The sequence below is a fragment of the Streptomyces sp. NPDC041970 genome (assembly GCF_055588985.1).
In genome coordinates, this window is the sequence record NZ_JBVJCD010000003.1 from 88,161 (window position 1) to 108,513 (window position 20,353).

Here is a 20,353-nt window from a genome sequence, read left to right on the forward strand (position 1 = left end):
GGGGAGACGGATGGACCGTACGACACACGACGTCGAGGACCTGCTGCGGCGCCACGCCCCGCAGGTCCTCGGCGCGCTCGTCCGCCGGTACGGTCACTTCGACCCGGCCGAGGACGCGGTCCAGGAGGCCCTGATCGCGGCGACCGGCCAGTGGCCCGGCGAAGGGGTGCCGGACAACCCGCGCGGCTGGCTGATCAGGGTCGCCTCCCGCCGCCTCACCGACCGGCTGCGCGCGGACGCGGCCCGGCGGCGGCGCGAGGAGGCGGCGGCCGCCCTCACCCCGGTGGACGCGTTCGTCGCCCCACCGCCGGGGGAGGGCCGGGCCCCCTCCGAGGACGACACGCTCACCCTGCTCTTCCTCTGCTGCCACCCCGCGCTGACCCCCGCCGCGCAGATCGCGCTGACGCTGCGCGCGGTCGGCGGGCTGACCACGGCGGAGATCGCCCGCGCCCATCTGGTGCCGGAGGCCACGATGGCGCAGCGGATCAGCCGCGCGAAGCGGACGCTGCGCGGGGCGCGGTTCCGGCCCCCGGAGCCCGAGGACCGCGACCAGCGGCTCGCCGCCGTCCTCCAGGTGCTCTACCTCGTCTTCAACGAGGGCTACACCGCGACCGCCGGCCCCGAACTCCACCGCACCGACCTCGCCCGCGAGGCGATCCGGCTGACCCGCTCGGTGCGCCGGCTGCTCCCGCACGAGGGGCGGGTGACCGGCCTGCTGGCGCTGATGCTCCTCACCGAGGCCCGCGCCCCCGCCCGGACCGGCCCGGACGGCGAGCTGGTCCCCCTCGACGAGCAGGACCGCGCCCTCTGGGACCGCGCGGCGATCACGGAGGGCACCGCCCTCGCCCAAGAGGCGCTGGCCCAGGGCCCGGCCGGGGACTACCAGCTCCAGGCGGCCGTCGCGGCCCTGCACGACGAGGCGGAACGCGCCGAGGACACCGACTGGCCGCAGATCCTCGCCCTGTACGACCTCCTCGTACGGCGCACCCCCGACCCGGCCGCCGCCCTGGGCCGGGCGGTCGCGGTGGCGATGGTCCACGGGCCCCGCGCGGGGCTCGCCGCGGCGGACGCCCTCGCGGGACCGCTGGCGGGCCACTACCGCCTCGACGCCGTACGCGCGCACCTGTTGGAACGCGCCGGGGACCGGACCGCCGCCCACACCGCCTACCGCGCGGCGGCCGCCGCCACCCGCAGCGAACCCGAGGCCCGCTACCTGCTGAGCCGAGCGGCCCGACTGGACCCGTGAGGCCCCCGCCCCGCCGGCCGAGGAACCACCGCTTCGCCTTACGCCGTACGGCGGCCCTTCCTGCGTAGGGCGTGCGGTGCGCGGTGCGCGGTGCGCGGTGCGCGGTGTGCGGTGTGCGGTGTGCGGTGTGCGGTGTGCGGTGGTGGCCATCTTTACGCCGTAAATCGGCCGTCCCGTGCTCCGCAGACCGCAATTCCGTACGCTGTAAGGCAATTCCGTACGCTGTAAGGCGACCACCCACCCGTACGCCGCAAAGGCGCCGTTCCGTACGCTGTAAAGCACGACCCTCCCGCACGCCCAGGCCGGCCCCGTTCACCGCGGGCGGCCCTCCTTACGCCGTAAAGCGGCCGTCCCGTACCCCGCAGACCGGGCTTCCGTACGCCGTGAAGGCAGAACTCCTTGCGCTGCAAAGCGGCCGTCCCGTACACCGCGAACCAGCCGTCCGCACGCCGCGATCCGACCCGCCGTATGCCGTACGCCGTACGCCGCGCCTTCTCCGCGTGGCCGCCCGGAAGGCGTGGCGGGCTCGCTGCCCGGAGACCTCACCGGGGCGACGCCGTACGGCTCGCTCCGTACCCGCCCGGCGGACTCGGCGTCCTCGCGGTGGCCGTGGCGCTTCTGTTCGGGATCGTGCGCGTCCGCCCTCGTCTCCTCTGACCGCGCCCTCGTCTGACCGCACCCTCGCCACCCCCGCCGGCGTTCCGCGCTGCGGGGTGCGGGGTGCGGGGTGCGGGGTGCGGGCCCTGCCACGTCCGAGGCGCGGGCGGCCGCCTCTCCGGGCAGTACGGCGGCCCGGCCCCGCGGCCCGTACTCCCTTCGGCCGACAGGGGGGAGCCATCGGCGCAGCCCCGGTCGCCGTCGTGCACCGTGCTCGGGATGATCGGCACCATGACCACCAGCGAGAGCGGCAAGGACGTCACCCTGCGGATCGCCCAGCAGCCGGAGGCGGACGCGCTGCTCGCCCGCAGCCCGCTGGCCGCCCTGGTCGGCATGTTGCTCGACCAACAGGTCCCGATGGAGTGGGCGTTCACCGGCCCGTTCACGCTCGCGGAGCGCATGGGCTCGGACGACCTCGACGCGGGGCGGATCGCCGCCTACGACCCGGACGCCTTCACCGAACTCTTCACCGCCAAACCCGCCCTGCACCGCTACCCCGGCTCCATGGCCCAACGGGTGCGGCAGCTCTGCCAGTACCTGGTGGACGAGTACGACGGCGACGCCGCGGCCGTGTGGCGGGACGCCGCCACCGGGGAGGAGTTGCTGGAGCGCCTGAAGGCGCTGCCCGGCTTCGGCGTCCAGAAGGCCCAGATCTTCCTGGCGCTGCTCGGCAAGCGGTTCGGCGTACGGCCTCCGGGCTGGCGTGAGGCGGCGGGGGCGTACGGGGAGGCCGGCTCGCACCGCTCCGTCGCCGACATCACCGGCCCCGAATCGCTCGCCGAGGTACGGGCGTACAAGCAGGAGGCGAAAGCGGCGGCGAAGGCGGCCGAGGCCGCGAAGAAGCCGCCGAAGACATGACAGCGCGCCGGTGCCGACAGGCGGACCACCGGCCCGAGCGGAAGCGGGCTCGCCGGCCGGAAGCGGCACGCGTCACCGGGGATTGCGGCACAGAACACTGATCGGAATCGGCCGGAACGGTTCACATCCGTCACCCCACTCGCTAGCTTTCGCAGCACATTCGTTCAGGCGGACCGAAACGGCCGTCCCGACCGGAAGGACCCCTGTGCACGCGATACGTCGCAGAGCCATGGCCGCCGTGGCCGCCACCGCCCTCGCCACCCCGCTGCTCCTGGCCGCGGCCCCCCACCAGGGCAAGCCGTCGCCGCACGACCCGGCGAGGGAAGCCGCCAAGCTGTCACGGGAGTTGGTGCGGAACGCGACCGCCCGCGGCGCGCACCGCCACCTCCAGCAGTTCCAGGCGATAGCCGACTCGGCCGACGGCCACCGCGCCGCGGGGTCGCTGGGCCACGACGCCTCGGCGGCGTACGTGTACCGCCAGCTCCAGCGGGCCGGGTACAAGGTCTCGTACCAGAACTTCCGCTTCGTCTACACCGAGACCCTGGCCGAGAAGCTCGCCGTGGTCTCGCCGACGCCCCGCGACGTGACGATCAAGGCGATGACGTACACGCCCTCGACCAGGGTCGGCGGAGTGACCGCTGGCCTCGTCGCCGTCCCCGACGACGGGACGCCGGGCTGCGAGGCGACCGACTTCGCCGGCGCCGACTTCACCGGGAAGATCGCACTGATCAAGCGGGGCGGCTGCGCCTTCGCCCAGAAGCAGGCGGCCGCCGCCGACGCCGGAGCGGTCGGCGCGGTGATCTACAACAACACCGAAGGCGTCCTGTCCGGCACCCTGGGAGACGCCTCCGCCGGCCGGATCCCGACCGGCGGCCTCACCCAGGAGGAGGGCGAGAAGCTCGTCGCCGACCTCGCGGGCGGCGAGGTCACCGTCTCCTTCGAGATCCGCGAGCTCCAGGAGGAGCGCCCCACCCGCAACGTCATCGCCGAGACGCCGGGCGGCAGCGCGGCACGGACCGTGATGCTCGGCGCGCACCTCGACTCGGTGACCGAGGGCCCCGGCATCAACGACAACGCCTCCGGCTCCGCCGGTCTGCTGGAAGTCGCCCTGAAGCTGGCCCAGTCGCCGAGCAGGCCCGCCAACAAGGTGCGGTTCGCCTGGTGGTCCGCCGAGGAGAACGGCCTGATCGGCTCGGAGAAGTACGTCGCCGCGCTCTCCGAGGAGCAGCGCGAGCAGATCGCGCTCTACCTCAACTTCGACATGATCGCCTCGCCCAACGGCGCGCAGTTCGTCTTCGACGGCGACGACTCCGACCAGGTCGGCGAGGGCCCCGGCCCGGAGGGCTCCGCGCAGTTGGAGCGTGACATCAACGAGTTCCTGGACGGCAAGGCCAAGCCGCACGAGGGCACGGACTTCACCGGCCGCTCGGACTACGGCCCGTTCATCGAGGTGGGCATCCCCTCCGGCGGCACGGACACCGGGGCGGAGGACATCAAGACGGCGGCCCAGGCGCGGACGTACGGGGGCGAGGCGGGGATCGCGTACGACCCCTGCTACCACGCGGCCTGCGACGACCTGGACAACATCGACATGGGCCACTTCGACACCAACATCGACGTGATCGCCAACGCGGTCGGCACGTACGCCCACGACCTGCGCTCCCTGACCCGCCCGGTCACCCCCGCCCCCAGCACCGGCACGCCGGGCAGCGGCGGCGGACTGCGTGAGGGCCACGGCCACGAGGTCACCGAGTAACGCCCCCACCGCCCGCACGGACCCCGAACCCGTACGCACCCGCGCCGCAGGCTCCCAGCCCCACCGCCTGCGGCGCGGGCGCGCGCACGGGGCCACGACGGCACACGGGCGAGGGCCGCCCCGCTCTGGCGCACAACGGCGGACGAGCCGCACCGCGAGGACGACCCACGCCGACGCACGTCAGCGGGCGGCGGGCAGCGGGCAGCGGGCAGCGGCGCGCAACGGCGCACAACGAGGGGGCCGGTCGGCGAGGCTCCACGGCTCCGGTACGCACAACGAGGGGGAGCCGGTCCGCGAGACCCCACGGCTCCGGTACGCACAACCGCAGGCGGCAGGGGCGCGGACAGGCACGGACAGCGCACCGCAGCGGCCACGACGGCGCACGGCGGGGGCCGACGCACCGTGCGACGCACGTCCGCGAGACGGCGCACGCGGGGCGCGCCAGCGGCTCCCGGACTCGCGCCTGTGTTCGCGCGCCCACTCCTCCCAGCGACCCCTGTCCCCCTATCCCGCCCTATCAAGCGTTATGCAACCTTTACGCCGTCGGCACAGTGGGGTCGCCCGGCTGCGCCCGGCGGCCCTTGCCCGGTAGGCTTTCCGTGTGATCTTCAAGCGCATCGGAAATGGGCGGCCATATCCCGACCACGGCCGGGAAAGCACCCGACAGTGGGCGGATGTCGCACCGCGCCCGGTGCGCCTGGACCAGCTCGTGACCACCAAGGGCCAGCTCGACCTGGAGACCCTCCTCGCGGAGGACTCCACGTTCTACGGCGACCTGTTCGCGCACGTCGTGAAGTGGCAGGGCGACCTCTACCTGGAGGACGGGCTGCACCGCGCCGTCCGGGCCGCGCTCCAGCAGCGCCAGGTGCTCCACGCCCGCGTCCTCGAACTGGGCTGACCAGACCCGCCGCGCTCCGGTACCGCACCATTCACCCGAATCCATATTCGGGCCTTTCGGGTGCTTTAGGGTCCATCCGGACGCCCTGCGTTGATCATTTAGTACGCGATGCCACCCAGCGCATTACGCTGCGTCCATGACCATGCTCACTCCCCCCGGCATGGGCGGGAAGTACCGCATCACGGGAGACAGCTACCCCCGGATGCGTCGCCCTCGGCACCGCCGCAGGCTGGCCCTCGCAGGCGTCAGCGCCGCCGCGGCCCTCGGCCTGGCCGGCTGGGGCACGTTGCAGCTCGTCGACGTCTTCACCGGCGGCGACCGCAGCGCCAACGCGGCCGTCCAGCAGCGGGTCTGCCCCACGCCCAAGCCGGCGGCCCCCGCCAAGGCGCTGCCGAAACCGGCCGCCGTCAAGGTCAACGTCTACAACGCCACGACGCGCAGCGGCCTGGCCAAGGCGGCCGCCGCCGAACTGGAGAAGCGCGGGTTCGCCGTGGGCAAGGTGGGCAACGCACCCGAGGCGTACGACAAGAAGGTGCCCGGCGCGGCCCTGCTGCTCGGCTCCCCCACAGCGGCGGACGGCAGCTTCACCGTGCTCGGCGCCCAGGTGGCGGGCGCGGCGCGGAAGACCGACGCCCGCACGACGGCCGAGGTCGACCTGATCCTCGGGACGAAGTTCACGGCGCTCAGCACCCCGCAGGAGGCCGGTGCCGTGATGGCGGCCGCGACGAAGCCCTCCCCGGCCCCGTCCACCTGCTGAACCGGCGCGCACCGGCGCGCACGCACCCCGGCCGAGCGGAACGGCCGAGCGGAACGGCCGACGACACCGGCCCGGAAGCCCGGCCGCGGGACTGACCACGGCGGCCCGGAGGCCCGGCCACCGCTCAGCCGGGAGACGGAGATCAGCCGGAAGACGGGAAAGCGCCTCCCCCCGCGACGTACGCCGAACGACGTCGTGGGAGAAGGCGCGAAGCAGGACGGTCCCGGCCCGCTACTCGGCCGTGCCGTACATCCGGTCCCCCGCGTCGCCGAGGCCCGGCACGATGTAACCGTGCTCGTTCAGCCGCTCGTCGACCGAGGCGGTGACGACGGTGACCGGGGTGCCCGCCAGCTCGCGCTCCATCACCTCGACGCCCTCGGGCGCCGCGAGCAGGACCACGGCGGTGACGTCGTCGGCGCCGCGCTTGATCAGCTCCCGGATCGCCGCGACGAGGGTGCCGCCGGTGGCCAGCATCGGGTCGAGGACGTAGACCTGGCGGCCGGAGAGGTCCTCGGGCATCCGGGTGGCGTACGTCTCCGCCTGGAGCGTCTCCTCGTTGCGGATCATGCCGAGGAAGCCGACCTCGGCGGTCGGCAGGAGGCGCACCATGCCGTCGAGCATCCCCAGACCGGCACGCAGGATCGGTACGACGAGGGGGCGGGGGTGCGACAGCTTCACGCCCGTGGTGGGCGTGACCGGGGTCTCGACGTCGACCAGGTCGGTCCGCACATCCCTGGTGGCCTCGTAGGCGAGGAGGGTGACCAGCTCGTCGGCGAGCCGCCGGAAGGTCGGGGAGTCGGTGCGCTTGTCGCGCAGCGTGGTGAGTTTGTGCGCCACCAGCGGGTGGTCGACGACGTGGATCCGCATGTGTCAACAGTAACCGCGCCGCCCGCCCCCCTCTGCGCTGGCATCAACCACCTGATCGGGGGGAAGGTGAGGGCAACGGACCCAGCGTTGGGGTGGTGTGTCGATGCCGGACGGGCAGCAGCAGCGGAATCCGGGCTCACGAGGGCTGCGCGACGCGCGTGCGTCGCAGGACACGGCGAGTGAGGTCGAGGACGCGCAGGAGAGTGACGCGGCCCGCCGGCGCCGCCGCGCCCAGTTCCTCCGCGAGCTCCACGAAGCCAAGCAACTGCGCGACCGGGTCCAGCCGCGCAGAGCCCGCGCGGCCCGTATGCGCCAACAGATGCGGATGCGCACGTTCCGCTGGTGAGTCCCCCGTACCACCGGCGCGCACCCCCGCCGATCGGCCCGTCAGGGAGGCGGCCGACCGGGCACTCCTGGAACTGATGGCCGACGCAACGGCCGAAGAGGTCTCGCACGGCGCTTGTTTCTGCCACGATGCCGATTGGGCGGGGCTCAGAGCAGGCGGACCACCGTCTGCCCTCCCGCCGGACCGATTCGCCTATGACCAGTGGGAGAGTCACGGTGTACTTCGCCGCACTGCTCGCGCGCACCGAAGACGGGTGGGAAGCGAGCGACACGGAGCTCGACGATGTGGAGACCCTGTCCGACCTGACGGACCTGGCCCGAGAGGCCTCGGTGGACGAGGACACGGTCCTGGTCTACATCGAGCAGGAGGACGCCTGGTTCGGCGTCCTCCGGGTGGACGGTGAGGAGGACCCCCGCATCTACGTCTCGGACGCCGCCGCCGCCGCCCGCTCCTCGTACGGGGAGATCCTGCTCACCGACGAACTGCTCGGCCGCGAACCGGGCGCCGCCGACGAGATCGCCGCACTGGAGGAGCTCGTCGACCTCGACGTCACGGAGGACGACGACCCGGAGCCCCCCTCCCCGACCGGGGCCCTCGACCCGGACGACGAGACCCCCGACCCGGACGCCGTGCCGGCGGGCCCGCTCGGCGAACTGGGCCTCCTCACCGACCTCGGGATGTCCGAGAAGGAGCTGCTGACCCTCCAGACGGACGCCCTCTCGGAGATCGCGGAGGCCGTGGGGGCGTCCGAGGTCCTGGAGACGGTCCGCTGACCGAACGGGGCTGCCGCAAGCTCCGCCCCCTCCGCCGGCGTACGGACACGGCCCCACTCCGTACGCCCACTCGCTGTGCCCCTGCCCCCCGTCGCCCCCGATCCCGCAGCCGCGCCACCGACGGAGGACGCGACTCCGAACCCCGTGCGCGGCCCGTTTCCCCCGCCCGCACACGGGACCCCCGACCGCAACCCGCCCACGCACCCCGCCCGCGGCTGTCCGCTAGGGTCCGCGGGTGACCGCACGACCGCCGCACCCCTCACCCCGGCCCGCCTCCGACCCCGTACCGGCGCCCGAACCCGATCCGGTACGCGACCCCTGGCGGGCCCCGATGCGCCGCGCCCTGGCCGAGGCCGAACAGGCGGCGTCGGCCGGCGACGTCCCGGTCGGCGCCGTGGTGCTCGGCCCCGACGGCGCCCCGCTCGCCACCGCCCACAACGAACGCGAGGCCACCGGCGACCCGACCGCCCACGCCGAGGTCCTCGCCCTGCGCCGCGCGGCCGCCGCCCACGGAGCGTGGCGCCTGACCGGCTGCACGCTCGTGGTCACCCTGGAGCCCTGCACGATGTGCGCGGGCGCACTGGTCCAGTCCCGCGTGGACCGGGTCGTCTACGGAGCCCGCGACGAGAAGGCGGGCGCGGCCGGCTCCCTCTGGGACGTCGTCCGCGACCGCCGCCTCAACCACCGCCCGGAGGTCATCGGCGGCGTCCTGGAGGCGGAGTGCGCCGAAGGACTGACCTCCTTCTTCCGCACCCGCTGACCCCGCGCGCCCCCGCTCGGGGAACCGATTTCTGTCCCCGCCCCGAGATGGTCTAAGCTCTCTCTCGGTAGCGTGTCCGAGCGGCCGAAGGAGCTCGCCTCGAAAGCGAGTGTGGGGAAACTCACCGAGGGTTCAAATCCCTCCGCTACCGCTGTTGACACCCCCCTGATCTGCGGAAACGCGATCAGGGGGGTGTTTTGCGTGTGCGGCACCGCCCTCTCCCCGCACCGACCGGGAACGCTCGCCGCACGGCGGTGCGGGCACCCCTCCGTCCGGGGTACGGCCACCAAGTGACCAACACGGCCGCCAGGCGCGTCCTCCGCCCACGGGCCTGCTCGTCAGAGGTCGACCAAGAGCGCGGCGATCGACACCGCAGTCCGCAGGCCCCTCTCGGCTACCTCCCACTTCAGTCCCCGCGGCCCTCAAGAAGTGGGCCGCATGAGATGACGGTCGATGAGTCGGTGCCGGCAGGGGACGAAGACCTCTAACCCACCGCAGGAGCAGCGCCACCGCAGCCATGCGCTCGGCCCACGACGGCCAGGAGCACGACGACGATGACGACCACGAGGCCCCAGACCCAGAGAGCGAGGAGGTCAAGGGTTGGCGGCGTCATGAGCCCGACCGGAGGGCCGCTTGGATTGATGCTGGTCACAAGGACTCCTTGAAGCGAGAAGACGTAACGGAGTGGTGATCGACGGGGCACGTGCCGCAGGAACGGTCGGCGCCAGAGCTTGGCGGCCTGGGCCCGCGACTCCGGACGGACGATACAGTCCGTGTGCGCCTCGATGCACCCTGTTACCTCGAAAGAGTGCGTCTGCACCCAGACGTGACAAAAGCGGATGCCTCCCTAGTTCATCAAGGCGCCCTCAACCGCCACGCCCAGGAGGAGCCCCGCACGCGCGGGGAGCAGCACGTCGACGCCTCGCGCAGCGGATGCCTCCCTAGGGGCCACCCCCGCACTGTGCGGGGAACACTCGCATGTCGACCGCCGGGTCCTGATGCTGGGACCAGCTACGCCGAAAACCTACATCCACAAGCGGGCCGGAGATTCAGGAAGCTGTCCCGTCCCCGCGAAGGCCATCCGATCGAGGCATTTCGCGCACACGGCGTCGGCGGAACATCCAGGCAGTGGAGTTGTTCCGGGCGTCGGGCGACACGGACGACCGTGCCGCGTCGGAGAACGTGCCGGCGTACTAACTGCACAGGCAAGCGAGAGTCGAACTCGATCACGCCCGCAATCGTGCACACGCCCCGCTACGCCCACCCACGATCACTCTCGATCAACTTCCAGTCACTTCTGGACAACAGCGGCACCCCACCCATACCCCGCTATCGAATGACCCCATGGTCATGATCAGCCCGGAATGCCTCACCGCCTTCCGCCGCCTCTCCCACGCCTCACGCACCGCCTGGGGCAAGCACGAACGGGAGACGGAGGAGTGGCTTCCGTTGTGGCGGCACATGGCCGACAGCGCCGCCGTCGCGGGCAGGCTGTGGGACGCGTGGTTGCCCGACAACGTGAAACGGCTGGTGGCCGGACCGTTCCCCGGAGGGGTGGTCGATGCCCGGCAGGCGGCCGTCTACCTCGCCTGCGTCCATGACATCGGGAAGGCCACTCCCGCCTTCGCCTGTCAGGTGGAGGGGTTGGCCGAGCGGATGCGGGACGCCGGGCTCGCCATGCCGTTCCGGAAGCAGTTCGGCCTGGACCGCAGGATGGCTCCGCACGGGCTGGCCGGGCAACTGCTCCTCCAGGAGTGGCTGGCCGAGCGGTTCGGGTGGAGCGATCGGGCCTCGGGGCAGTTCGCCGTGGTCGCGGGCGGGCACCACGGGGTGCCTCCGGGGCATCAGCAGATCCACGACCTCGGGCTCCGGCCGCGCCTGTTGCGTACGCAGGGCGCGGGCGAGGACGCCTGGCGCTCCGTGCAGTACGAGCTGATGGACGCCTGTGCGCGAAGGGCGGGCGTGGAGGGGCGACTCGCCGCGTGGCAGGGCGTCCGGTTGCCGCAGACCGTTCAAGCCGTGCTCACCGCGATCGTCATCGTGTCGGACTGGATCGCCAGTTCCTCCGAGCTGTTCCCGTACGATCCCGCCTCCTGGTCCCCCGAGGGGGAGGAGGGGGAGGACCGCAGGCTCCGGGCCGCCTGGGCCGGGTTGGACCTGCCGGGGCCCTGGCGGGCGGAGGAACCGGGAGGGACGGCGGCCGAGTTGTTCCGGGACCGGTTCGAGCTGCCGGACGGCGCCGGGATCAGGCCCGTACAGGAGGAAGCCGTGCGGGCGGCGCGGGAGATGTCCGCCGCCGGGCTGCTGATCGTCGAAGCGCCGATGGGCGAGGGCAAGACGGAGGCGGCGTTCGCGGCGGCGGAGATCCTGGCGGCCCGGTCGGGGGCCGGGGGGTGCCTCGTGGCGCTGCCGACCCGCGCGACCGGGGACGCGATGTTCCCCCGGCTCCTCGACTGGTTGCGGCGCCTGCCCGCGGACGGGCCCCGGTCCGTGGTCCTCGCCCACGCCAAGGCCGCCCTCAACGAGGTGTGGGCCGGGATGACGCGGGCCGACCACCGCACCATCGCGGCCGTCGACCTGGACGGCGCGGACGACACCGTCTCCCGTGCCGGTACGGCGACCCGGACCGACCCCGCCTCGCTCCACGCCCATCAGTGGCTGCGCGGGCGCAAGAAGGGGATGCTCTCCTCCTTCGCCGTCGGCACCGTCGACCAGGTGCTCTTCGCCGGACTCAAGAGCCGGCACCTCGCCCTGCGGCATCTCGCCGTCGCGGGGAAGGTCGTCGTCATCGACGAAGTGCACGCCTACGACGCGTACATGAGCGCCTATCTCGACCGCGTCCTGGAATGGCTGTCCGCCTACCGCGTGCCCGTCGTGATGCTCTCCGCGACCCTGCCCGCCCGGCGGCGGCGCGAGTTGGCCGCCGCGTACGCCGGTGAGGAGACGCCCGAGCTGGCCGAGGCCCTCCATCTGCCGGACGACGCCTACCCGTTGATCACCTCGGTCGCCCCCGGCGGCGCCGTCCGCACCTCCCGACCCGCGCCCGCCTCCGGGCGGCGCACCGACGTGGCCGTGGAGCGGCTGGACGACGATCCGGCCGCGTTGGTACGCCGGTTGGCCGAGGAGCTGCGGGACGGCGGATGCGCCCTCGTCGTGCGCAACACCGTCGACCGGGTCCTGGAGGCGGCCGAACACCTCCGCGCGCACTTCGGGACGGACGCCGTGACCGTGGCGCACTCCCGATTCCTGGCGGCCGACCGGGCCCGCAAGGACGCCGAGCTGCGCGAGCGGTTCGGCCCCGGCGGCGACCGCCCCGCCGGACCGCACATCGTGGTGGCCAGCCAGGTCGTCGAACAGTCCCTGGACATCGACTTCGACCTCCTCGTCACCGACCTCGCCCCCGTCGACCTGGTGCTCCAGCGCATGGGGCGGCTGCACCGGCACCCGCGCACCCGGCCGCCCCGCCTGACCCGCGCCCGCTGCCTGATCACCGGGGTGAAGGACTGGGAAGCCGATCCGCCCGAGCCCGTACGCGGGTCGCTCGCCGTGTACCAGGGGGCGCACACCCTGCTGCGGGCGCTCGCCGTGCTGGGGCCGCACCTCGACGGCGTACCGCTGGTGCTGCCCGACCACATCAGCCCGCTGGTGCAGGCCGCCTACGACGATCGGCCGGTGGGACCCGCGCACTGGGCGCCCGCGCTGGCCGACGCCCGGCGGCGGTATCTGACCCGGTTGGCCGAGAAGCGGGAGCAGGCCGACGCCTTCCGGCTGGGCCCGGTGCGCCGGGCGGGGCGGCCCCTCTTCGGCTGGCTCGACGGCCATGCCGGTGACGCCGACGACAGCCGCAGCGGGCGCGCCCAGGTGCGGGACAGCGAGGAGAGCCTGGAGGTGCTGGTCGTCCAGCGCCGCGCGGACGGGCGGCTGACCACGGTGAGCTGGCTCGGCGGGGGCCGCGGCGGGTTGGACCTGCCTGAGCACGCGCCTCCGCCCCACCGGGCCGCCCAGGCGGTCGCGGCGAGCGCCGTGACGCTGCCCCGCGCGCTCACCCACCCGCGGGTGATCGACCGGACCATCGCGGAGCTGGAGCGGTTCGTCGTAGCGGCCTGGCAGGTGAAGGAATGCCCCTGGCTGGCGTGCGAGTTGCTGCTCGTCCTCGACGAGGACCACCGGACCTGCCTGTCAGGCCGGGAAGTCCACTACAGCCCCGACGACGGGCTCCGGGTGGGGCCTGTCGGCGGGCGTACGGCAAGCGGAGCGAAGGAACTCGCAGCGATGGCGTCGACCGTTCCGACCATTCCCTCCTTCGACCTCGTCTCCCGGCCCTGGCTGCCGGTGCAGGACGAGGACGGCAGGACCGTGGAGCTGTCGCTGCGCGACGTGTTCGCGCGGGCGCACGGGATACGGCGCCTGGTCGGCGACCTCCCGACGCAGGAGATGGCCCTGCTGCGGCTGCTCCTGGCGATCCTGTACGACGCGGTGGACGAGGCCGACGGCCGGTCGGCGGGCGCTCCCGCGCAGTTGGAGGACTGGGAGGCGCTGTGGAACGCGCCGGACTCCCTCGACGTCGTCGCCGACTACCTCGACCGGCACCGGGACCGCTTCGACCTGCTGCACCCGGAGCGCCCGTTCTTCCAGGTCGCCGGGTTGCACACGCAGAAGCACGAGGTCGCCCCGCTGAACCGGATCGTGGCCGACGTGCCGAACGGCGAGGCGTTCTTCTCCATGCGCCGGCCCGGAGTGGACCGGCTCGGTCTCGCGGAGGCGGCCCGCTGGCTCGTCCACACGCACGCGTACGACTCGTCCGGGATCAAGTCCGGGATGGTGGGCGACGACCGGGTCAAGGGCGGGAAGGTCTACCCGCAGGGCGTCGGCTGGGCGGGGGGCCTCGGAGGCGTCTTCGCGGAGGGGCACTCCCTGCGCGAGACGCTGCTGCTCAACCTGGTCCCGACCGCCGAGGAGAACCTTCTGACCGCGGACCCGAAGGCCGACGTCCCCGTGTGGCGGCGTGAGACGCCTCCGGGTCCCGGCGTGGCGGAGGGCGACCCGTCCGTCCCCCGGCCCGCGGGCCCGCGCGACCTCTACACCTGGCAGTCGCGGCGGGTGCTCCTGCACACGGAGGGACAGGACGTGACGGGGGTCGTCCTCGGTTACGGGGACCCGCTCGCCCCCGCCAACCGGGGGAAGCTGGAACCGATGACGGGCTGGCGGCGCAGCCCGGCGCAGGAGAAGAAGCTGGGCCGCCCGCTGATCTACCTGCCCCGCCAGCACGATCCGGCACGGGCGGCGTGGCGCGGTCTGGCCGGTCTGCTGCGCGCCCAGGGGTCGGACGGCGCCTCGGTCGGCCCGGGCCCGGCCCCCAGCCGGCCGCCCGGCGTCGTGACGTGGCTGGCCCTGCTCAGCACCGAGGAGGTCCTGCCGAAGGACGCCCTGCTGCGTACGCGGTTGGTCGGTGCGGTCTACGGCACCCAGCAGTCCGTGGTGGACGAGGTGGTGGACGACTCCATCGTCCTGCCGGCCGTCCTGCTCCACCAGAGCCACCCCCTCCACGGGGCGACCGCGATCGACGCCGTCGCCGACGCGGAGGCGGCCGTGACGGCGCTCGGCCGTCTGGCCGGGAATCTGGCGCGCGCGGTCGGTTCGGAGCCGGGCGGACCCACGGCCGTCGCCCGCGACCTGGGGTTCGGGGCACTGGACGGCCCGTACCGGCGCTGGCTGGTGGACCTGGGCCGGGCCACGGATCTGGAACGGGCGCGCGCCGCCTGGCGGGCCGTCGCCCGCCGCATCGTGCTCGACCTCGGGCGCGGGCTCCTCGACTCGGCGGGTCCGGGGGCGGCCGAGGGCCGGGTGATCGACCTGCCGGGCGTGGGCAAGCGCTGGGTCGACAGCTCACGGGCGGATCTGTGGTTCCGGAGCCGGATCAACAAGGTGCTGCCCGTGCCACCGCCGGACGCCCCCGACGACCTCGACGACACCCCTCCGGAGGGAACCGCATGACCACCAGCCCCACGACGAACGGCGCGGAAGACGGAGCCGTACCGCCGGTCGAGCCACTTCCCGCACACCGCCTGGCGGCCCGTGCGACGGGGATGTACATCACGCGGGTCCAGCCCCACTACCTGGCCAACAAGTCCTTCGCCGTGGCGGAGTTGGCCCGGTTGCGGCGCGGCGCGGGAAAGCGGGTGCACCAGCACCAGGACCTGTGGGGCGTCGGGGCGACGGAGGAGTTGGCCCGGCTGCTCGACAACCCGCCGGACCACTTCCGCGCGGAGCACGCGGAGGAGGCGGTCTTCCTCGCCTGCACGCTGTGGGCGCTGCACCAGCAGTCCGTCCGCGACGAGAACATGCACGACCGGAAGCAGAACCTGGGCGGAGCGGTACGGGCGCTGATCCGGCACCGGGGCGTGACGGGCCCGGACGAGGAGGACTCCCCGCTGCGCAAGCGGCTGGTCCGCATCGGTACGGCCGAGTCCCTGGACTCGGTGGCGGTACGGCTCAGGGAGATCGTGCTGCTGCTGCGCGGTGCGCGCGAACCCCTCGACTACGCCCGCCTGACCGGACAGCTCTACCGCTGGCAGCACCCCTCCGACCGGGCGGGGGTGCAGCGGGAGTGGGGGCGCGAGTTCCACCTGGCCGCCGTCCCCGCGCGCAAGAGGGGTTCATCCGCCGCCGAGAACGGCGACGCCGTCGACCCGACGCTGGGCGCGGACGAGGAGTACGGCGCTGATGGCGAGTACGGGGGTTACGCGGCCGGGGAGTGACGGCCGACGCCCCCCTCAGCGCCCGGAGCCTCCTGCGGCCCGCCCCGCCCGCTCCCCCGGCCCTTCGCACCACACCTTCCGCTTCCCCGCACGACGAACCGAGGAACCGAGTACCCATGACCAGGACGATTCTCGACATCCACATCCTCCAGACCGTTCCGCCGAGCAACCTGAACCGCGACGACACCGGGGCGCCGAAGACGGCCACGTACGGAGGCAAGCGTCGTTCGCGGGTCTCCAGCCAGGCGTGGAAGCGGGCCACCCGCACGACGTTCCAGGAGTTGCTCGACCCATCCGAACTCGGCATCAGGACCAAGAAGGTGGTCGAGGTCCTCGCCGACCGGATCCGGCTTCTCGACCCCTCGCTGCCGCGCGTCGTGGCACAGGACCTGGCGGTGGAGACGGTGCAGACGGCGACCGGCACCAAGGTCGTCGCAGCGCGGAAGGGCAAGGAGGAGGTGGAGGACCCCGCGGCGGAGTCCTCGTACCTGATGTTCCTGAGCGGCCGGCAGTACGACGCGCTGGCCGCGCTGGCGGTGGAAGGCGGCAAGGGCGGCGACGTCGGCGCACTGAAGGACTACCTCAAGGACAAGGAGAACAAGGCCCGCGCCAAGCGGCTCGCCCGCGGCGACCACTCGGTGGACATCGCCCTGTTCGGCCGTATGGTCGCGGACTCGACCGACCTGAACGTGGACGCGGCGGCCCAGGTCGCGCACGCCTTGAGCGTGCACGCGGTGGAGCCGGAGTCGGACTACTACACGGCGGTCGACGACTGGAACACCGACGCGGAGACCGGCGCGGGGATGATCGGCGCGGTCGACTTCAACTCCGCCACCCTCTACCGGTACGCCGCACTCGACGTGAACCGCCTCCAGGAGAACCTGGGCGCGGGCCATGAGGACGCCCGCCCCGTCGAGCCCACACGGCGGGCGGTCACCGCGTTCCTCGAAGGCTTCATCACCTCCCTCCCGACCGGGAAGATCAACAGCTTCGGCAACCAGACCCTCCCGGCCGCGGTGATCGTGAAGCTCCGTGAGCGCCGCCCGGTCAGCTATGTGGCCGCGTTCGAGGAGCCCGTCACGGCCGGGGCGAACGGCGGCTTCCTCAAGGGGAGCTGCGAGCGGCTCGCCGCCTTCGTCCCGGCCCTGGAGCGGAGCTTCGGGCTCTCCAACGGGCCGGGGGGCTGGGTTCTCCGCGTGGGGCGGGAGACCGAGAGGTTGGAGGAGTTGGGGACGCCCGTGGACCTGCCCGAGCTGCTGACCGCGGTGGGGGACGCGGTGGTCGCCCGGCTGGCGCCGCGGAACGAGCGGGCCGAGCGGTCCTCCGCAGGCGTGCCGCAGCAGCACGCCGTCGCCTCGGCCGAGGCCCCGGAGGCCGGGGCGTGAGCGTGCTGCTGCTGCGGCTCGCGGGCCCCCTGCAGTCCTGGGGGTCCTCGTCCCGCTTCACCCGCCGCACCACGGAGAACGCACCGACGAAGAGCGGCGTCCTCGGCCTCCTCGCCGCCGCCCAGGGGCGCAGGCGGGACGCCGACCTCTCCGACCTGGCCGCGCTGGAGTTCGGCGTCCGCATCGACCAACCGGGCACGAGGTTGCGCGACTTCCAGAAGGCCCAGCACAGCGACACGCTCAAGACGATGCCGTTGTCGGAGCGCTTCTACCTGGTCGACGCGGTCTTCGTGGCCGGGGTGAGCGGTGAGCCGGCGCTCGTACAACGGCTGTACGAGGCCCTGTTGGAACCCGTGTTCCTGCCGTACCTGGGCCGGCGCTCCTGCCCGCCCTCGCGGCCGGTCACGATCACCGAGCCGCTGGACGGCGAGCTGGAGCAGGCGTTGAGGGAAGCGCCGTGGGAGGCGTCCCCCTGGTATCGCAGGCGCCACGCGGCGTCCTACCGCCGCCGACGCCAGGACCCGCCCGCCGAGGTGCGGCTGGACCTGCTCCTGGACAGCCCGCCCGACGAGCCGCCGCACATGACGTGGCGCGACCTCCCGGTGAGCTTCGACCCGCGCCACCGGCAGTACGGGCTGCGGGGTGTGCGGACCGGCGACGTCCGCCTCCCCGTCGAGCCCGGCGCCCGGCCGTCCCCGCCGCCGCCGTCCCACGAACCCACCGCCCTGCTCACGCCCGTCGCACCGAGGACCGACTGATGTACCTCACCCGCTTCCGCGTCAACACCGCACGCCGCGACGCCGGCCGCCTGTTCGGCTCACCGCACCGCGTGCACGGTGCGGTGAACATGTCCTTCCCCACACCGCCCGCTCGGGACGGTGCGGGCCCCCGCGTGCTGTGGCGGGTGGACCGCAACGGAACGTCCGAGACCCTGCTCTACATCGTCAGCCCCACCCGCCCCGACCTGACCCACCTGGTCCAGCAGGCCGGCTGGCCCGCCTCGGACGAGCCCGGCTGGACGACGTTCGCGTACGACGACTTCCTCGCCGCCCTCCACGCGGGCGACACCTGGGGCTTCCGGCTCACCGCCAACCCCGTGCACAACGTCCGCCACCCGCACGCCAAGGAGGGCGAGCGGACGAAGCGCGCCGCGCACCGGACCACCCGCCAGCAGATGGTCTGGCTGCTGGACCGCCAGAAGAACGCCGGCTTCGAAATCGTCCAGAAACCGGAGGACCGGCGACTGCTGCCCGAAGGCGACACGCACGAGTTGATCGTCCGGGACCGGACGCCGCTCCAGTTCCAGCGGGGCCCCGCGCCGGTGCGGAGCCGCGGGGACAGCCACGTACAGATCACCAAGGTCACCTTCGACGGCCGACTGCGCGTCACGGAGCCGGAGCTGTTCCGCCGCACGCTCACGCACGGCCTGGGCAAGGCCAAGGCGTACGGCTGCGGGCTGATGACCCTGGCCCCGGTACGGCAGGCCGCGGCGCGGGGCGGGGACGAGGCGCGGGCGGACGCGGCGCGGAGGGTGGCGGAAGCGTGAGCACGGTCGGCCGCAGGGGCGCCTCCTCTCCCCGCGAGCTCACGCGGGTCGGCGACCGGCTCTCGTTCGTGTACCTGGAGCGGTGCACGGTGCACCGGGACGCCAACGCCATCACCGCCGAGGACGCGAACGGCGTCACCCACCTCCCCTCCGCCACGATCGGCACCCTCCTGCTCGGCCCCGGAACCCGCGTCACCCACCAGGCGATGGCACTCCTGGGCGACAGCGGGGCGGGCGTGGCATGGGTGGGCGAGCACGGGGTGCGCCATTACGCGGGCGGACGGGCCCTCACCCGTTCGTCCGGCCTGGTCGAGGCGCAGGCCACCGCCTGGGCGAACCGGCGCACCCGCCTGGACGTGGCCCGCGCCATGTACCGCCTGCGCTTTCCGGGCGAGGACACGGCGGGCCGCACCCGGCAGGAGCTCTTGGGCATGGAGGGCCGGCGGATGAGGGAGTGCTACCAGCGGGAGTCGGCCCGTACGGGCGTCCCCTGGCACCGGCGCGCGTACGACCGCGCGGACTTCTCCGCCGGGGACACCCCCAACCAGGCGATCACCGCCGCGGCACAGTGCATGTACGGGGTCTCCCACTCCGTCATCGCGGCGCTCGGCTGCTCCCCCGGTCTCGGCTTCGTCCACTCGGGCAACGAGCGCTCGTTCGTCATGGACGTCGCCGACTTCTACCGGACAGAGGTCGCCATCCCCGCCGCCTTCGACGCGGCGGCCGAAGGACCGGACGACATCGCCTCCCGGACCCGCCGAATGCTCCGGGACCGCATCAACCGCACCGGCCTGCTGGACCGCTGCGTCCAGGACGTCAAGGACCTGTTCGGCTACGACGGCACCCGCGACACGACCGAGGCGGACGGCACGCCCACGGACCGGGTCACGCTCCAGTCCGACGGAGACGTGCACGTCGAGGGCGGCCGCGACCACGGGGACGAGATCATCTGGTGACCGTCATCGTCCTGACCAACTGCCCGGCCGGACTCCGGGGCTTCCTCACCCGCTGGCTGCTGGAGATCTCGCCGGGCGTCTTCCTGGGCGCCCCGTCGACCCGCATCCGCGACCGCCTGTGGGCGGAGGTCCGCCAGTACTCCGGCCAGGGCCGCGCCCTCCTCGCCTACCGGACGGACAACGAGCAGGGCTACGCCTTCGAGACCCACGACCACCCCTGGCGCCCCACCGACCACGAGGGCCTCACCCTGATCCACCGCCCGACCACCCGCCCGCCGCGCACCGGGACGACCCCACCCGAGGTCCCTCGCCAGGGCTGGAGCAAGGCGTCGAAGCGGAGGAGGTTCGGGGGTGGGGGATGAGGGGTGGCGGGCACTTCTTGATCAGAAGGTCAGATTGGGAGGAAGGTCTGCTATGCCGGAAACTGAACAAGTAAGCAAAAACAGCCTTCTGCCGGGCTGAAACCGCAGGTCAGGAAGTGTGGTCCCCGCGCGTGCGGGGGTGGTCCCAGCGAAACTGGCTTCGGAGGCGGAACCGAGCGGTGATCCCCGCGCGTGCGGGGATGGTCCCCACCGGCCAGGGCAGCGCCAACACTGGTCGTCGTGCGTATCCCCGGCTCGTCCGACCGGCCGCCCCGCCCGGCACCGGAGACAACGCACCGGGTGAAGCGCACCGGGTGAGGCGCACCGGAGAAGGCGCGTCCCCACAGCAACGGGGGCGGGGGCGGGGGGCGCGCCTCGGGGGGGGGGGGGGAGGGGGGGGGGGGGGGAGGGGGGGGGGGGGGGGGGGA

The 20,353-nt window shown here is 73.3% G+C and carries 16 protein-coding genes and 1 tRNA gene; 16 read left to right on the forward strand and 1 reads right to left on the reverse strand.

The features are described 5' to 3' along the window. Positions 1 to 10 precede the first annotated feature (10 nt). The 5 genes from ACZ6EJ_RS02965 (at position 11) to ACZ6EJ_RS02985 (ending at position 6,172) form a co-directional block, all read left to right on the forward strand. Positions 11 to 1,246 carry an RNA polymerase sigma factor gene (locus ACZ6EJ_RS02965; RefSeq protein WP_469264088.1) on the forward strand — a complete coding sequence of 412 codons (1,236 nt, stop codon included), beginning with the start codon at positions 11 to 13 and terminating at the stop codon, positions 1,244 to 1,246. A gap of 888 nt (positions 1,247 to 2,134) precedes the next feature. Further along, positions 2,135 to 2,761: an HhH-GPD-type base excision DNA repair protein gene (locus ACZ6EJ_RS02970; RefSeq protein WP_469264090.1), complete on the forward strand. Its 627-nt coding sequence runs from the start codon at positions 2,135 to 2,137 to the stop codon at positions 2,759 to 2,761. A 229-nt stretch (positions 2,762 to 2,990) separates the two neighbouring features. Beyond that, entirely contained in the window at positions 2,991 to 4,517 is a 1,527-nt protein-coding gene (locus tag ACZ6EJ_RS02975) for a M28 family metallopeptidase (RefSeq protein WP_469264247.1), read from the forward strand. A 601-nt stretch (positions 4,518 to 5,118) separates the two neighbouring features. After that, the gene (locus ACZ6EJ_RS02980; protein WP_003955420.1) at positions 5,119 to 5,415 is read left to right on the forward strand and encodes a type II toxin-antitoxin system VapB family antitoxin; all 297 of its coding nucleotides are present in this window, start codon (positions 5,119 to 5,121) and stop codon (positions 5,413 to 5,415) included. A gap of 160 nt (positions 5,416 to 5,575) precedes the next feature. Further along, complete coding sequence (locus tag ACZ6EJ_RS02985; RefSeq protein ID WP_469264248.1) at positions 5,576 to 6,172, forward strand: LytR C-terminal domain-containing protein; 597 nt, start codon at positions 5,576 to 5,578, stop codon at positions 6,170 to 6,172. A 231-nt stretch (positions 6,173 to 6,403) separates the two neighbouring features. Here the strand turns inward: ACZ6EJ_RS02985 and upp are convergent, their stop codons facing one another. Continuing rightward, positions 6,404 to 7,039 (reverse strand): uracil phosphoribosyltransferase, encoded by a 636-nt coding sequence (upp, locus tag ACZ6EJ_RS02990; protein WP_469264092.1) that lies wholly within the window; start codon positions 7,037 to 7,039, stop codon positions 6,404 to 6,406. Positions 7,040 to 7,142: 103 nt separating this feature from the next. Here upp and ACZ6EJ_RS02995 point away from each other — a divergent pair, with 103 nt between their 5' ends. The 11 genes from ACZ6EJ_RS02995 to cas2e all read left to right on the forward strand — a co-directional run bounded on the left by ACZ6EJ_RS02995 (position 7,143) and on the right by cas2e (position 19,925). After that, positions 7,143 to 7,385, forward strand: coding sequence for a hypothetical protein (locus ACZ6EJ_RS02995; protein ID WP_469264094.1), 243 nt, complete (start codon positions 7,143 to 7,145; stop codon positions 7,383 to 7,385). A 215-nt stretch (positions 7,386 to 7,600) separates the two neighbouring features. Next, entirely contained in the window at positions 7,601 to 8,158 is a 558-nt protein-coding gene (locus ACZ6EJ_RS03000) for a tRNA adenosine deaminase-associated protein (protein ID WP_469264250.1), read from the forward strand. Between the two features lie 331 nt (positions 8,159 to 8,489). Beyond that, on the forward strand, positions 8,490 to 8,918 hold the full coding sequence (tadA, locus tag ACZ6EJ_RS03005) for a tRNA adenosine(34) deaminase TadA (protein ID WP_469264251.1): 429 nt from the start codon (positions 8,490 to 8,492) through the stop codon (positions 8,916 to 8,918). Positions 8,919 to 8,984: 66 nt separating this feature from the next. Further along, a tRNA-Ser gene (locus ACZ6EJ_RS03010) sits at positions 8,985 to 9,069 on the forward strand. Positions 9,070 to 10,268: 1,199 nt separating this feature from the next. Further along, entirely contained in the window at positions 10,269 to 14,912 is a 4,644-nt protein-coding gene (casA, locus tag ACZ6EJ_RS03015) for a type I-E CRISPR-associated protein Cse1/CasA (RefSeq protein ID WP_469264252.1), read from the forward strand. Next, a complete protein-coding gene (casB, locus tag ACZ6EJ_RS03020) occupies positions 14,909 to 15,676 on the forward strand; it encodes a type I-E CRISPR-associated protein Cse2/CasB (RefSeq protein ID WP_469264096.1) in 768 nt (255 codons plus the stop codon). Before casA ends, casB begins: the two co-directional genes overlap by 4 nt. 116 nt (positions 15,677 to 15,792) lie before the next feature. Next, on the forward strand, positions 15,793 to 17,061 hold the full coding sequence (gene cas7e / locus ACZ6EJ_RS03025) for a type I-E CRISPR-associated protein Cas7/Cse4/CasC (RefSeq protein ID WP_469264098.1): 1,269 nt from the start codon (positions 15,793 to 15,795) through the stop codon (positions 17,059 to 17,061). Continuing rightward, on the forward strand, positions 17,058 to 17,819 hold the full coding sequence (cas5e, locus tag ACZ6EJ_RS03030) for a type I-E CRISPR-associated protein Cas5/CasD (protein WP_469264100.1): 762 nt from the start codon (positions 17,058 to 17,060) through the stop codon (positions 17,817 to 17,819). Before cas7e ends, cas5e begins: the two co-directional genes overlap by 4 nt. Then, positions 17,819 to 18,607, forward strand: coding sequence for a type I-E CRISPR-associated protein Cas6/Cse3/CasE (cas6e, locus tag ACZ6EJ_RS03035; protein ID WP_469264102.1), 789 nt, complete (start codon positions 17,819 to 17,821; stop codon positions 18,605 to 18,607). The genes cas5e and cas6e overlap by 1 nt, the downstream gene beginning before the upstream one ends. Next, positions 18,604 to 19,563 carry a type I-E CRISPR-associated endonuclease Cas1e gene (cas1e, locus tag ACZ6EJ_RS03040; protein ID WP_469264103.1) on the forward strand — a complete coding sequence of 320 codons (960 nt, stop codon included), beginning with the start codon at positions 18,604 to 18,606 and terminating at the stop codon, positions 19,561 to 19,563. The genes cas6e and cas1e overlap by 4 nt, the downstream gene beginning before the upstream one ends. Beyond that, on the forward strand, positions 19,560 to 19,925 hold the full coding sequence (gene cas2e, locus ACZ6EJ_RS03045) for a type I-E CRISPR-associated endoribonuclease Cas2e (protein ID WP_469264105.1): 366 nt from the start codon (positions 19,560 to 19,562) through the stop codon (positions 19,923 to 19,925). The genes cas1e and cas2e overlap by 4 nt, the downstream gene beginning before the upstream one ends. The last annotated feature ends 428 nt before the right edge of the window (positions 19,926 to 20,353 follow it).